Source organism: Nocardioides aquiterrae, from assembly GCF_039526625.1.
Classification (GTDB): Bacteria; Actinomycetota; Actinomycetes; order Propionibacteriales; family Nocardioidaceae; genus Nocardioides; species Nocardioides aquiterrae.
In genome coordinates this window covers 103,971-118,474 of sequence record NZ_BAAAJE010000016.1, presented here as the reverse complement: position 1 = coordinate 118,474, position 14,504 = coordinate 103,971, and the positions used below count along the sequence as shown (strand labels likewise).

10 protein-coding genes are annotated in these 14,504 nt (G+C 75.2%); 5 read left to right on the top strand and 5 right to left on the bottom strand.

Going from position 1 to position 14,504, the window contains the following annotated elements; translation table 11 throughout:
• Nucleotides 1-7: 7 nt before the first annotated feature.
• Entirely contained in the window at nt 8-268 is a 261-nt protein-coding gene (locus ABD086_RS16200; protein WP_343908612.1) for a GlsB/YeaQ/YmgE family stress response membrane protein, read from the bottom strand.
• Between the two features lie 40 nt (nt 269-308).
• Nucleotides 309-1,328: a C40 family peptidase gene (locus ABD086_RS16195; protein WP_343908611.1), complete on the bottom strand. Its 1,020-nt coding sequence runs from the start codon at nt 1,326-1,328 to the stop codon at nt 309-311.
• A gap of 130 nt (nt 1,329-1,458) precedes the next feature.
• Between ABD086_RS16195 and ABD086_RS16190 the strand changes: the two genes are divergently transcribed.
• Entirely contained in the window at nt 1,459-2,922 is a 1,464-nt protein-coding gene (locus ABD086_RS16190) for a benzaldehyde dehydrogenase (protein ID WP_343908610.1), read from the top strand.
• A 78-nt stretch (nt 2,923-3,000) separates the two neighbouring features.
• On the opposite strand, the gene ABD086_RS16185 is transcribed toward ABD086_RS16190, so the two are convergent.
• The gene (locus ABD086_RS16185; RefSeq protein ID WP_343908609.1) at nt 3,001-3,300 is read right to left on the bottom strand and encodes a lipopolysaccharide assembly protein LapA domain-containing protein; all 300 of its coding nucleotides are present in this window, start codon (nt 3,298-3,300) and stop codon (nt 3,001-3,003) included.
• Nucleotides 3,301-3,377: 77 nt separating this feature from the next.
• Nucleotides 3,378-3,896 carry a cupin domain-containing protein gene (locus ABD086_RS16180; protein WP_343908608.1) on the bottom strand — a complete coding sequence of 173 codons (519 nt, stop codon included), beginning with the start codon at nt 3,894-3,896 and terminating at the stop codon, nt 3,378-3,380.
• A gap of 60 nt (nt 3,897-3,956) precedes the next feature.
• On the opposite strand from ABD086_RS16180, the gene recC reads away from it, so the two are divergent.
• The 4 genes from recC (at nt 3,957) to ABD086_RS16160 (ending at nt 13,055) form a co-directional block, all read left to right on the top strand.
• The gene (gene recC, locus ABD086_RS16175; RefSeq protein WP_343908607.1) at nt 3,957-7,226 is read left to right on the top strand and encodes an exodeoxyribonuclease V subunit gamma; all 3,270 of its coding nucleotides are present in this window, start codon (nt 3,957-3,959) and stop codon (nt 7,224-7,226) included.
• Complete coding sequence (locus tag ABD086_RS16170) at nt 7,223-10,489, top strand: UvrD-helicase domain-containing protein (RefSeq protein ID WP_343908606.1); 3,267 nt, start codon at nt 7,223-7,225, stop codon at nt 10,487-10,489. Before recC ends, ABD086_RS16170 begins: the two co-directional genes overlap by 4 nt.
• Entirely contained in the window at nt 10,486-12,231 is a 1,746-nt protein-coding gene (gene recD, locus ABD086_RS16165) for an exodeoxyribonuclease V subunit alpha (RefSeq protein WP_343908605.1), read from the top strand. The genes ABD086_RS16170 and recD overlap by 4 nt, the downstream gene beginning before the upstream one ends.
• Nucleotides 12,232-12,434: 203 nt before the next feature.
• Complete coding sequence (locus tag ABD086_RS16160; protein WP_343908604.1) at nt 12,435-13,055, top strand: ACT domain-containing protein; 621 nt, start codon at nt 12,435-12,437, stop codon at nt 13,053-13,055.
• A gap of 131 nt (nt 13,056-13,186) precedes the next feature.
• On the opposite strand, the gene ABD086_RS16155 is transcribed toward ABD086_RS16160, so the two are convergent.
• On the bottom strand, nt 13,187-14,503 hold the full coding sequence (locus ABD086_RS16155; RefSeq protein WP_343908603.1) for an MFS transporter: 1,317 nt from the start codon (nt 14,501-14,503) through the stop codon (nt 13,187-13,189).
• Between the last annotated feature and the right edge of the window lies 1 nt (nt 14,504).

Here is a 14,504-nt window from a genome sequence, read left to right as displayed (position 1 = left end):
AGCGGGACTAGCGAACGGCGCGGTTCTTGCCCGCCACGGCCTCGGCGGTGCCGACCAGCAGGACGGCGGCGACGACCGACAGCACGAACCCGAGGACGTTGAGCTCCCAGATGCTGCCGGTGCCGAGCAGCCACGCGATGGTGCCGCCGATCAGCGATCCCACCAGGCCGAGACCGAGGGTCGCGAGGAGGCCGAGGTTCTGCCGGCCCGGCTTGAGCAGGCGAGCGAGCGCGCCGATGATCAGGCCGGCCACCAGGAAACCAATCATGTCTCCAGTGTGCCGGGGCACCCCAACGTGCCCGGCGCCGTCAGGGCAGCAGCCGGCGGGCACCGGCGAAGTCGTCGCGAGCCGCGGGCGCCATCTGCACCTGCTGGCCGGTGCCGGGCGCGTGCACCATCGACCCGCGCCCGGCGTACAAGCCGACGTGGTGCACGGGGTCGCCGAAGAACAGCAGGTCCCCGACACGAGGGTGCGCGACCGGCGTCCCGGCGGCCCACTGCGCCGACGCGTCGCGGGGGATCCGGACGTCGTGCACGCGGTAGCTGAGCCAGGTCAGGCCCGAGCAGTCGACGCCGAAGCCGGACGCACCGGCCCACAGGTAGTCCAGCCCCGCGAACGACGTCGCGCTGACGAGCAGGTCCGTCCGGCTCGTCGGCAGGGCGGGCGTGCCGCGGTCGTGGAGGGCGACGGAGGCCCGGGCGATCCGGCGTACGCCGCCGGTGGGGAGGTGGACGCGGACGTACCGGTGGCCGGCGGCGGCGAGGGGGAACCGGGTGCCGAAGCTGACGCGGAACAGCGGCCGGGCGGCGGAGTCGCCGGTGCGCAGCCACGGCGTCCGCTCCACGACGGTCGCCACGCGCGGGGTCCGGACCGGCCGGACCGCGGTGAGCTGCCGCCTCGGCACCCAGCCCGGGTAGCCGCGGGCGTCGAGCGGCGTCGGCTGGTCGGGGACCACCACCTTCGCCCAGCCGGGCCGCAGGTCCACGACGCGGACCCGGTCGCCGAGCAGGGCCTGGGTGTCGGCGCGGCCGTTGAGCGCGCGCCGTTCGGTGAGCGTCATCGCGCCGAGCCACCTCTCGATCCGGACCGGGCGCCCGAGCGCCGGCGCGTCGACCGCCCGGGGCGAGGACGGCGAGCGCCAGAGCGTCGCGACCGAGACGGACACCCACGCCAGGTGGCCCACGCGCAGAGCGGCGGCCGGCGCGGGCCGGGGCGCCGTGGAGGACGGGGAGGGTGACGAGGACGGCGCGGGCGCGGCCGCACCGCCGCACGCCGCGGCCAGGACCAGGGCGAGGACGAGGGCGGGCAGGGCCGCCTTCCGGGTCATGTCTCCATCGTGCGTCAGGATGGTCGCCGGCGGCAGGGCCGAAGGGCTCGTGTCGGTCCTCGTTGACCGACACGGTCCCGCGACGCATGCTCGACCGCATCGTGCTGGCTCACCAACGGAAGGAACGCGCGTGGCACTCCTGGACTCTGTCGACTGGCAGGGAAACATCTTCAAGGCCGGCCGCTGGCAGCCCGGCGGCGCGGGTGACTACGCCGTCCTCGAGCCGGCGACCGGCGCCGAGCTGGGCCGGATGGGCTCGGCGAGCACCGAGGACGTCGCCGAGGCCGCGGCCGCCGCCGCCGAGGCGCAGCGCGACTGGGCCGCGCTGCCGTACACCGCCCGCGCCGCGGTGCTCCGCAAGGCCGGTGACCTCTGGCTCGAACACGCCGACGAGATCACCGGCTGGAACATCCGCGAGGTCGGCGCCGTCCCCGCCATCGCCGGCTTCGCGCTGCACGTCGCGGCCGAGGAGTGCTACGAGGCCGCCTCGCTGCCCGGCCGCCCGGTCGGCGAGCTGCTCGCGACCGAGCAGCCGCGGCTGTCGATGGCCCGCCGGGTGCCGGCGGGCGTGGTCACCGTGATCGCCCCGTTCAACGTCCCGATCATCCTGGCCATCCGCTCGGTGGCGCCGGCGCTCGCGCTCGGCAACGCCGTCCTGCTCAAGCCCGACCCGCGCACGGCGGTCACCGGCGGCACCCTGCTGGCCCGCATCTTCGAGGAGGCCGGGCTGCCGCCGGGCCTGCTGCAGATGCTGCCCGGTGGCCCCGAGGTCGGCGAGGCGCTGATCACCGACCCGCACGTGCGGGTCATCTCGTTCACCGGCTCGACGGTTGTCGGCCGCCGGATCGGCGAGCTCGCCGGCAAGCACCTCAAGCGCGCGCACCTCGAGCTCGGCGGCAACTCCGCGCTGCTGGTGCTCGACGACGCCGACGTCGAGGCCGCGGTGAACCTGGCCGCGTGGGGCTCGTTCCTCCACCAGGGCCAGATCTGCATGACGACCGGCCGGCACCTGGTGGCCGACCGCGTGTACGACGACTTCGTCGCCGGCCTCGCCGAGAAGGCCGGGAAGCTCCCGGTCGGCGACCCGCACCTGGAGCAGGTCGCGCTCGGCCCGGTCATCGACGCCGGCCAGCGCGACAAGATCCACGGCATGGTCAGCGCGAGCGCGGACCAGGGCGCCCGGGTCGCGTCCGGCGGCACGTACGAGGAGCTGTTCTACCGGCCGACCGTGCTGGCCGACGTCCCGCTCACGTCCCCGGCGTTCGCCGAGGAGGTCTTCGGCCCGGTCGCCCCGGTGACCCGGGTCTCCTCGGTCGAGGACGCCGTGCGGCTGGCCGGCGAGAGCGAGTACGGCCTCTCGCTCGGCATCGTCACCAAGGACGTGATGCACGGCCTCGCGGTCGCCGAGCAGATCCCCACCGGCATCGTGCACATCAACGACCAGACCGTGAACGACGAGGCGGTGGCGCCGTTCGGTGGCGTGCGGGCCTCGGGCACCGGCTCCCGCTTCGGCGGCGCCGCGGCGAACGTCGAGGCGTTCACCGAGACCCGGTGGATCACCATGCGGGGCGAGCCGGCGCAGTACCCGTTCTGACCGCTGCGCCCCGAGGACGTCATACGGACAGTGGAGGGGGACACACCGTCCGTATGACGTCCCGGCGGCGGGCGCCGGTCAGTGCCGGTCGCGGCGGATGCGGCGGCGCAGCTGGAGGATGCGCAGCGTGCCGACCAGGGCGGTGAGCAGGATGCCGGTGGCTGCCGCGATCAGCAGCGCCACCGACAGCGGCGCGGTGCCGTCGACCCAGAGGAACGAGATGTGCACGTCCTGGGTGTTCTGCGCGATGAACACCACGAGCAGGACGAGCAGCACCGCCGCCGCGACGACGCCGACCCAGGCGCCGCTGGTGCGCGAGCGGCGCAGCGGGTCGTCCGCGTTGGTCAGGGTCTCGCTGGTCGGCTGCTGCTCGGTCATGCCGGGGACGTACCCACCCGCGCTCCGGGGCAGGCCCGGACCGCTGTTCCCAGCAGCCGACGCGGCGAGACCTCGCGTCAGTCGCGCGGCGGCGGCACCGTCTCCGGCGGGTCCGGGATCGCCGCGGGCTCGCCGTTCTTCAACAGCGTCGAGAGGTAGATGACCACGGGGACGTCGCCGGCGTTCGTCGCGTGGTGGATCTCGCCCTGCTCCTCGACCAGCCAGTGGCCCGGACGCACCTTGACCGTCATCCCCGGCTTGATCACCTCGACCAGCGTCGCGGCGTCGCCGGGGCCCTTCATCAACCGCGCCCGCTTGGTGTCGACGGTGTAGGTGAGCACCCCCTCGGCGACGTACCCGAGCTGGGAGCCGGGGTGGTGGTGCGGGGCCAGCTCGGCACCGGGCATCACGACGACCTTGCTGAGCCCGAGGGTGCGGCCGTGGCCGCCCGTCGGGTTCTTGACCTCCGCCAGGGACTGGCGGGTCACGGTGACGGGGGCGGCGTCGTCCGCGGCGGTGGCGGACACGGCGAGGCCGGCTCCGAAGCCCGCGGCGACCAGCGACAGGCCGGCGGCCGGGAGGAGGAAACGCTTCATGCTCAAGGAGCGTAGGGACGCGGTGAGCCCGTGTCCCCGGTTCGCCGTAAGGTGCCCCGCGTGACCCTCCAGCTCCACCGCGCCGCACGCACCGACGCGCTCGCGGACCGGCTGGGGGAGCTGCTGGCCACGCCGCTCGACGACCCGTTCGCCGAGGAGGTCGTGGTGGTGCCGGCGCGGGGCGTCGAGCGGTGGCTGACCCAGCGCCTGTCGCACCGGCTCGGCACCGGCCCGCGGGGCGGCGACGGGGTCTGCGCGGGGGTGCGGTTCCTCAACCCGAACTCGCTGGTGAGCCTGCTGCTCGGCCGGGAGCGCGACGACCCGTGGGACCCCGAGCGGCTGGTCTGGCCGGTGCTCGCGACCATCGACGACTGCGTCGGCGAGGCCGGGTTCGAGACGCTCACCGCGCACCTGGACGGCGAGATGCGGCGCAACCGCCGCTACTCGGTCGCGATCCGGCTGGCGGGGCTGTTCGCGTCGTACGCGCGGCAGCGGCCGTCGCTGATCACCGGCTGGCGGGAGGCCGGAAGCGGGCAGAGTGACGGCGACCTGGCCGCGGACCTGCGCTGGCAGGCCGAGCTGTGGCGCCGGGTGCTGCCGCGGGTCGACGCAGCCCCGCCCGACGTCCGGCACGCCGAGACGCTCGCCGCGTTGCGCGCCGGGGGCGACGGGCTGCCGCTGCCCGGGCGGCTGTCGCTGTTCGGCCACACCCGGATCCCGGTCACCGAGGTCGAGCTGCTGGTCGCGCTCGGCGAGCACCGCGACGTCCACCTCTACCTGCCGCAGCCCTCGCCGGACCTCTGGGACGCGCTCGCCGGGCTCGGCGGCGTGGTCCCCCGCGAGGAGGACACCTCCGCCGACCGGGTCGGCCACCCGCTGCTGGCCTCGCTCGGCCGCGACGCCCGCGAGCTGCGGCGCACGCTCGACGGCATCCCGGCCGAGCTGGTTCCCGTCGAGGCGCTCGCGCCGACGACGATGCTGGGCTGGCTCCAGCACGACCTGCGCGCCAACCACGCCCCGTCGTACGACGAGCGCGCGGGCCGCCACCTCGCCGACGGCGACCGGACGCTCCAGGTGCACGCCTGCCACGGCGCGGCGCGGCAGATCGACGTGCTGCGCGAGGTGCTGGTCGGGATGCTCCAGGACGACCCGACGCTCGAGCCGCGCGACATCCTCGTGATGTGCCCCGACATCGAGACCTACGCGCCGCTGATCTCGGCCGGCTTCGGGCTCGCGACCGCCGAGGGGCACCCCGCGCACCTGCTGCGCGTGAAGCTCGCCGACCGCGCCCTCACCAGCACCAACCCGCTGCTCGCCGTCGCGGGCTCGCTGCTGGAGCTGTCCGGCGGCCGGGTGACGGCGGCCGACGTGCTCGACCTCGCGGCGAGCGACCCGTGCCGGCGGCGGTTCGGGTTCACCGACGACGACCTCGACCGGGTCAGTCGCTGGGTCGCCCGCGCGGGCGTGCGGTGGGGGCTCGACGAGGAGTCGCGGGCGGCGTTCCGGATGGAGCGGTTCCCGCACAACACCTGGCGCACCGGCCTCGACCGGATCCTGCTCGGCGTCGCGATGAGCGGCGACGACCACCGCCACCTCGGCCGCGGGCTGCCGCTCGACGACGTCGGCAGCAACGAGATCGACCTCGCCGGCCGGCTCGCCGAGCTGGTCGAGCGGCTCGACACCTGCCTGACCGGGCTGGCCGCGGCGCGCACGGTCGCCGACTGGACGGCCTGCCTGCGCGACGGCGTCCGCGGGCTCACCGACGTCGCGGACGACGACGCGTGGCAGCTGCCGCAGTTCGAGCGCGAGCTGGCCCGCGCGGCGGCGTCCTCGCACGAGGGCGAGATCGAGCTGCGGCTCTCCGACGTGCGCGCGATGCTCCAGTCCCGGCTGGCCGGTCGGCCGACCCGCGCGAACTTCCGCACCGGCACGCTCACCGTCTGCACGATGGTGCCGATGCGCTCGGTGCCGCACCGGGTGGTCTGCCTGGTCGGCCTCGACGACGGCGTCTTCCCGCGCGCGGCCGCGGTCGACGGCGACGACGTGCTCGGCCGGCGCCCGCTCACCGGCGAGCGCGACGCCCGCAGCGAGGACCGGCAGCTGCTCCTCGACGCGGTGATGGCCGCCACCGAGCACCTCGTCATCACCTACACGGGAGCGAACGAGCAGTCCGGCGCGCGGCGGCCGCCCGCCGTGCCCCTCGGCGAGATCCTGGACGCCGCCGACCGCACCACCGCCGAGCCGGTCCGCGACCGGGTCCTCACCCACCACCCGCTCCAGCCGTACGACGCGCGCAACTTCGAGCCCGCGCGGCCGTTCAGCTTCGACGCCGCGGCGCTCGCCGGCGCCCGCTCCGCGTGGTCGGTGCGCCGGGAGCCGCCGCCGCTTCTCACCGGGCCGCTGCCCGCCCGCGCGACGGAGGACGTGTCACTCGCCGACCTCAAGGCGTTCCTGGTCCACCCGGTCCGCTCGTTCCTGCGCGAGCGGCTCGACGTCGCGACCCCGTTCGAGCCCGACGACCTCGCCGACGCGATCCCGGTGACGCTGGACAGCCTGGAGAAGTGGCAGATCGGCGACCGGCTGCTGCGCGAGCTGCTCGCCGGGCACGACCCGGTCGCGGTGATGACCGCCGAGCAGCTCAGCGGCACGCTCCCGCCCGGCGGCCTCGGCACCCGGGCCCTCAACGAGGTCGTGGAGGAGTGCCAGCGGCTCTGGGCGCGCACCGCCGACCTGCGCGCGGGCGAGCGGCGCTCGGTCGACGTGGACGTCGACCTCGGGGGCGGCCGCCGGCTGACCGGCACCGTCCCCGGCGTCTACGGCAACCGGGTCGTCTCGCTCGGCTACTCGCGGCTCAACGCCCGCCAGCGGCTCCAGACCTGGGTCGACCTGCTGGCGCTGAGCGCGACGTACCCCGACGAGCACTGGACCGCCCACGCCGTCGGCAAGGACCGCGCCGGCCCGAAGCGCGCGCTGTCCGGTCCGCTCGACCACCGCGCGGTCGAGTGGCTGCGCGACCTCGTGGAACTGCGCGACCTCGGGCTGCGCGAGCCGCTGCCGCTGCCGGTGAAGACCGGCGCCGCCTGGGCGGAGGCGCACGTGCGCGAGCTGATGGGGCAGGACACCCCGCCGTACGCCGCCGCGCTGCGCGAGTGGGAGACCGATCCGTTCAACCAGTTCGGCATCGAGGGCGAGGACGCCGACGTCCACCACCAGCGGGTGTACGGCGCCCGCGCGCCGCTCGACGTGCTCGTCGACGCCGGACTCGGCACGCACGCGTGGCGGGTCTGGGAGCCGCTGCTCTCCGGCGGCGAGAGGGTGGGGCCGCTGTGACCCCGTTCCGGATCACCGACGAGCTGCCCTCGGGCACGGTCCTGCTCGAGGCCAGCGCCGGCACCGGCAAGACGTGGACGATCGGCGCGCTCGTCACCCGCTACGTCGCCGAGGGGCACGCCCGGCTCGAGCAGATGCTGGTCGTGACGTTCGGCCGCGCCGCCAGCCAGGAGCTCCGCGAGCGGGTGCGCGCGCAGCTGGTCGAGGCCGAGCGGGTGCTGTCCGACGACCCGGCCGCCAGCGGCGTCGGGGAGTCGGTGCTGGTCGACCTGCTCCGGTCGTGGGACCCCGAGCGGCGCCGGCTCGGCCACCGCCGGGTGACCGAGGCGCTGGCCGGGTTCGACGGCGCGACGATCGCGACCACCCACCAGTTCTGCTCGATGGTGCTCGACTCGCTCGGGGTCGCGGGCGACACCGACTCCAGAGCGCGGCTGGTCGAGGACCTCGACGACCTGGTCAAGGAGACCGTCGACGACCTCTACCTGCGCGCGTTCGCGTTCGACGAGGGCGGCCCGGTCTTCACCCGCGCCGAGGCGCTGGCGATCGCGCGCGCCGCGGTCGGCGACCCGCAGGCCCGGCTCGAGCCCGCGGCCGAGGACCGCAGCACGCCGGTCGGCCGCCGGGTCAGCTTCGCCGACGCGGTCCGCACCGAGCTCGACCGGCGCAAGCGGCGGCTCGGCATCCTGTCCTACGACGACCTGCTGACCCAGCTCGCCGACGCGCTCGCCGACGAGGACGGCGCCGCCGCCCAGCGGATGCGCGCCCGGTGGAGCATCGTGCTCGTCGACGAGTTCCAGGACACCGACCCCGTGCAGTGGCAGGTGCTCGACCGCGCGTTCTCCGGCCACGCGACGATGGTGCTGATCGGCGACCCGAAACAGGCGATCTACGCGTTCCGCGGCGGCGACGTCACGACGTACCTCCAGGCCGCCGAGACGGCGACGACCCGGCAGACGCTGTCGGTCAACTGGCGCAGCGACGCCCCGCTGCTCGACTCCTTCCAGCGGCTGATGGCCGGCGCCGCGCTCGGCGACGAGCGGATCGTCGTGCGCGACGTCGAGGCCCACCACGGCGAGAGCCGGCTGGCCGGAGCGCCGGCTCCGAACCCGTTCCGGGTGCGGGTGGTACGCCGCGACGCGTTCCGCCGCAGCGGCAGCGCGATGCTCACCGTCGGCCAGGTCCGTCCGCACATCGCGCGGGACCTGGCGCTCGACGTACGCCGGCTGCTCGCCTCGGGGGCGACGTACTGCGGCGAGCCGATCCGGCCGCGCGACGTCGCGGTGATCAGCTACCGGCACGCCGACCTCGCCGACGTGCGCGAGGCGCTGCTCGCCGAGGGGATCCCGGCGGTGATCGCCGGCGGCGGCAGCGTGTTCGCGACCCCCGCCGCGGTCGAGTGGCTGACGCTGCTCGAGGCGCTGGAGCAGCCGCACCGGTCGGCGCGCGTGCGGTCGGCGGCCCTCACCTGCTTCCTCGGCCGCACCGCGGCCGAGCTCGACGCGCGCGGCGACGACCTGACCGACGAGGTCGCGGACACGCTGCGCGGCTGGGTGGAGCTGTTCACCCACCGCGGCGTCGCTGCGGTGCTCGAGGCGGCGAACGTGGCCGGGCTGCCGGAGCGGGTGCTCGCCGAGGTCGGCGGCGACCGCCGGCTCACCGACCTGCGGCACATCGGCGAGGCGCTGCACGAGGTCACGCTCACCGAGCGGCACGGGCTGGTCTCGCTGCTGACCTGGCTGCGCGAGCAGGTCGCCGAGGGCCGCGCCGGCCGCGGCGTCGAGCGCACCCGCCGGCTCGACTCCGACGCGGCCGCCGTGCAGCTGGTGACGATCCACGCGAGCAAGGGGCTGGAGTACCCCGTGGTCTACCTGCCCGCGCTCGCCGACCGGTTCGTCCCGAAGCCGACCCGCCCGCTGTTCCACGACGACGAGGGCATCCGCTGCCTGAACGTCGGCGGGGGTGGCGCCGACTGGGCCGACCACTGCCGGCGCTGGGCCGACGAGGAGGCCGGCGAGTGGCTGCGGCTGCTCTACGTCGCGATCACCCGCGCGAAGTCGCAGGTCGTCGCGTGGTGGGCGCCCACCAAGAACGCCGTCGCCTCGCCGCTGCACCGCGTGCTGATGCGCGATGTCGAGAGCTCCGATGTGCCGCCGTCTCCTCCCGTCCCGAACGACGACGACGTGATCGGTCTCTTCGCCGAATGGCGCGACCGCGGCGGCCCGGCCCCCGAGCCCGCCCTCCACGCCGACCCCGGCGCCGACCCGCCGCTGCCGGACCCGCCGGCGCTGGCGGCCCGGACGTTCACCCGCGAGGTGGACACCGAGTGGCGGCGCGCGTCGTACTCCTCGCTGAGCCGGCTGGACGTCGCGACCGGGCCGGCCGGGACCGTCGTCAGCGAGCCCGAGGTCAGCGGCAAGGACGACGAACCGGTCGAGCCGATCGAGGAGATCGAGGCCGCGCCGGTCGCCGGCGACCTCCCCTCGCCGATGGCCGGGGCGCCGGTCGGCGCGACGTTCGGCTCGCTGGTGCACGCCGTCCTCGAGCACACCGACCCCGACGCGCCCGACCTGCGCGCGGAGCTGCTCGCGCACATCGACGACCAGCTCGGCTGGTGGCCGGTCGAGCTCGACCGCGAGGAGCTCGCCGACGCGCTGGTCGCGGTCTGCGACTCGCCGCTCGGCCCGCTCGCCGGCACCACCCTGCGGCAGCTGCCGCTGACCGACCGGCTGCGCGAGATGGAGTTCGAGCTGCCGCTGGGTGGCCGCACCCTCGGCGACCTCGCACCGCTGCTGGAGCGGCACCTGCCGCCCGGCGACCCCGTGCGCGAGTACGCCGGCCAGCTCGCCGGCCCGCTCGGCGACCAGACCCTGCGCGGCTACCTCACCGGCTCGGTCGACGTCGTCCTCCGCCTGCCCGGCCCGCGGTACCTCGTCGTCGACTACAAGACCAACTGGCTCGGCCCCGCCGACGAGCCGCTGACCGCGCACTCCTACCGCCCCGAGGCGCTGGCCGCCGCGATGGGCCACTCCGACTACCCGCTCCAGGCGCTGCTGTACGCCGCCGTGCTGCACCGGTTCCTGCGCTGGCGGCAGCCCGGGTACGACCCGGAGCAGCACCTCGGCGGCGTGCTCTACCTCTACCTGCGCGGCATGTGCGGGCCGGACACCCCGCTGGTCGACGGCCACCCCTGCGGCGTCTTCTCGTGGCGGCCGCCGGTCGCGCTGGTCGAGGACCTGTCCGACCTCCTGGACGGTGCCTCGTGACCGAGCTGTTCGAGCCGGTCGGCGAGCACGACTGGCGGATCGCCACCACCGCGACCGGCGTGCTCGCGGACTTCAACGCCGCCGGCGTCCTCACCGCCTCCGACGTCCACGTCGCCACCCGGGTCGGCGCGCTCGGCGGCGAGGCCGACGAGCGGGTGCTGCTCGCGGTCGCGCTCGCGGTCCGCGCTGTGCGCCGGGGCTCGGTCTGCCTCGACCTCGCCACCGTGCGCGACGTCGCCCCCGAGCTCGCGTGGCCCGACGAGTGGCCGCTCGAGCGGTCGCCGCTGGTCGAGGCGGGTGTGCTGCGCTGGGAGAGGGGGCTGCTCTACCTCGACCGCTACCACCGGCTCGAGACCCAGGTGCACGACGACCTCGCCGCCCGGCTCGCGCTCGCGCCGCCGGCGGTCGACGAGCCGCGGCTGTCGGCCGCGCTGGAGAAGGTGCGGTCGGGGCACTTCAGCGCCGAGCAGGAGGCCGCGGTGGTGGCCGCCGTGCACCGGCGGACGACGATCCTCACCGGCGGCCCCGGTACCGGGAAGACGACCACCGTCGCCCGGCTGCTCGCGCTGCTCGCCGACCAAGCCGGCGGCGGCCTCTCGGTCGCGCTCGCGGCGCCGACCGGCAAGGCCGCGACCCGGCTCCAGGAGGCGGTGACCGCCGAGCTCGAAGCCGTGGCCCGCACCTGGCCCGAGGCCGCCGCGCTCGTCGGCCGGCCCGCTGGGCTGACCCTGCACCGGCTGCTCGGCTGGCGGCCCGACAACGCCACCCGGTTCCGGCACGACCGCGCCAACCGGCTCAAGTACGACGTGGTCGTGGTCGACGAGTCCTCGATGGTCGAGCTCACGATGATGGGCCGGCTGCTGGAGGCGCTGCGCCCCGACAGCCGGCTGGTGCTGGTCGGCGACCCGCGCCAGCTCACGTCGGTCGGCGCCGGCGCGGTGCTCAGCGACCTGGTCGCCGGGTACGACGGTCGCCCCGACTCGCCGGTCGCCGCCCTGACCGAGAACTTCCGCTCCGAGGAGGACATCAAGGCGCTCGCGGCCGCGCTCCGCGACGAGGACGCCGACGCGGTGCTCGCCGTGCTGCGCTCCCCGTCGGACCAGGTGTCGTTCGTGGAGGCGCCCGACGACGAGGCGGTCGAGCGGGCACTGCGGCCCGACTCGGTCGCCGCCGCCGGCGCCGTCTGGCGGGCGGCCGTCGACGAGGACCCCGCCCGGGCACTGGCCGAGCTGGACCGCTACCGCCTGCTCTGCGCGCACCGCGAGGGCCCGTTCGGCGTACGCCGCTGGAACCACCTCGTGGAGCGCTGGCTGGCCGAGGACGCCGACGTGGACGTCCACGGACAGTGGTACGTCGGTCGCCCGCTGCTGGTCACCAGCAACGACTACGCGCTCGACGTCTACAACGGCGAGACCGGGGTCGTGGTGCGCCGGGACGGGCGGATCCGGGCGTTCGTGGCGGGGTCGGAGCGGCTCAAGGAGTTCGCGCCGGGCCGGCTCGACGCGGTCGAGACCATGCACGCGATGACGATCCACAAGAGCCAGGGCAGCCAGGCCGACCGGGTGACGGTGCTGCTGCCCGACGAGGGGTCCCGCCTGCTCACCCGCGAGCTGTTCTACACCGCGGTCACCCGGGCCCGGCACCACGTCCGCGTGGTCGGCACCGAGGCCGCCGTCCGCGCCGCCGTCGGCACCCGCGCGCAGCGCGCCACCGGGCTGCGCCTGCGGCTGGGAGCCCGCTGAACGATCCGCGCGGCTGCGCGACGTCCGGTGGAGCGTTGGCGGCGTTCCCCTCGGTCGACGTGGCCCGCCACGCCTTCCCTCGGCGGCCTTGCCACCGCACGCACCGGACGCCGCTCGCGTTCGCCCGTCTCGTCCAGCGGGCTCCCGGCCGAGTCCTGACCCACCGAAATACCGCCGCAACCTGGCCGGGCTAGGGTCGGGGCATGCCCTTCCTGCTGCGCGTGGAGCTGCCCGACGTCCCCGGGTCGCTGGGTCGCGTCGCGACGGCCATCGGTATGGCAGGCGGCGACATCGAGGCCATCGAGATCGTCGAGCACCGCCACGACGGCACCGCGGTCGACGACGTCCTGCTCGAGACCGCGCCGGGCGCGATGCCCGACTCGATCGTCTCCGCGTGCAACGCGCTGGACGGCGTCCAGGTCGTCTGGATCAGCCGGTACGCCGCGGGCGGCAACCTGTTCCTCGACCTCGAGGCGGTCGAGGAGATCACCGCCGACGTCGACGACCCGCTCGGCCGGCTGGTCGACCTGCTGCCGGTGACGTTCCGCGCCGACTGGGCGGCGCGGGTCGCGAAGGACGGCGGCATCGTGAACGCGACCGAGGCCGCGCCGTCCGAGCTGGCCTGGCAGCCGATCGACCGCGCCGCGCTGCTCGACCAGGCCGACGGGAACACGATCATGGTCGCGGCGAAGCTCAACAAGACCGAGATCGTGGTCATCGGCCGCCGCGGCGGGCCGGAGTTCCTCGAGTCGGAGATCGCCCGCCTCGGCCACCTGGTCGGCCTCGCGATGTCGATCGCGCGGCGGGCGGCCGCCCCGAGCTGATCCGGGTGGCCGGGTGACGGTTTCCCCGGTCGACCGGGGAAACCTGAACTTGTCGGCCGAAGTTTCGGCCGACATGTGCAGGCATTGCCCAGCAAGTCGCGGCCCCGGCCGCTTCCGTGGGGCGCAGGCGCCTACGGCACCGAGCGGATCCGGGTGACGAACACCGAGCCGAGGATCGCGGCCACGAACGCGCTCGCGTAGACCGCGCAGTAGCCGACCGAGAACCGGTCGCCGTTCGTCTCCGTCACCCCGCCCAGCGCCTCGACCGTCAGCAGGATCACCGCCGCGATCGGCGGGGCGGCGACCTGCGGCAGCGCGTTGGCGATGTTGATGACGCCGAGGTCCTTGGCGCGGTCCTCGGCGCCGGGGAGCACCTGGGTGATCAGCGCGAAGTCGACCGAGGTGTAGATGCCGTACCCGATGCCCATCAGCACCGCGGCGACCACCGCCGCGGGCCAGGTCTGCACGACCGCGAGCATCAGCGTCGCGCACGCCCCGACCACCCCGGACCAGATCACGAAGACCTTGCGCCTGCCGCTGCGGTCGCTCCAGATGCCGAACGAGACCGCGGTCGCCATCAGTACGGCGGCGTACGTCGCGGTCAGCACGAACACCCGGTCCGCGGCCTGGTCGGAGGTGAAGCCGATCGCGTCCTGCAGGTAGTAGAGCAGGTAGAGCAGCCCCAACGCGTTGCCGAGGTTGACGAGGAAGCGGGTGATCCAGGCCCACGCGAAGTCGGGGTGCCGGCGCGGCGAGATCCAGAACGAGCGCAGGAACGCGCCCCAGTCGAACGGGTCCGGCTGCTCGTCCGGCGCGAGCGCGAGGTCGCGCGAGTCCAGGCAGTACGGCACGGTGAGCGCGAGCAGCACGACCGCGGTCACGGCGTACCCCGCCGCGATGCTGCCGGTGGCCGACGCGATGCCCGTCCCGCCGACCACGCCGACGGTCTGGGCGATCGCGAGGATGCCGCCGACCCGGCCGCGCTCGCCGACCGGCACCTGGTCGGGCACGGTGGCGGTGACCGCGGCGAGCATCGCGTTGAGGGTGGCCTGTACGCCGCACCAGCCCAGCGCCATCACCACGACGTTGTCGGCCACCGCGAGCAGCAGCAGCGACAGCGCCCCGCCGAGGGCGCCGGCGATCACCCACGGCACCCGGCGTCCCATGCGCAGCGTGGTGCGGTCCGAGAACGCGCCGAACACCGGGTTGCACACGACCGACACGAACGCGCCGAGGCCGAGGACCACCGCGAGGACGACCTTCTTGTGGTCGGGGTCGATCGCCTCGGCCTGCTGCGCGAGCAGCACCTGGATGGGGCCGAAGAAGCCGGCCCACAGGCCGATGCTGGTCAGCGTCAGGAACGCGATCCAGCGGCCCGGCGGGTTCGCGGCCGGCTCGGCCAGCGCCGAGCGCCGCAGCGCCGATCCTGGGGGGAGATCGGTCGTCACC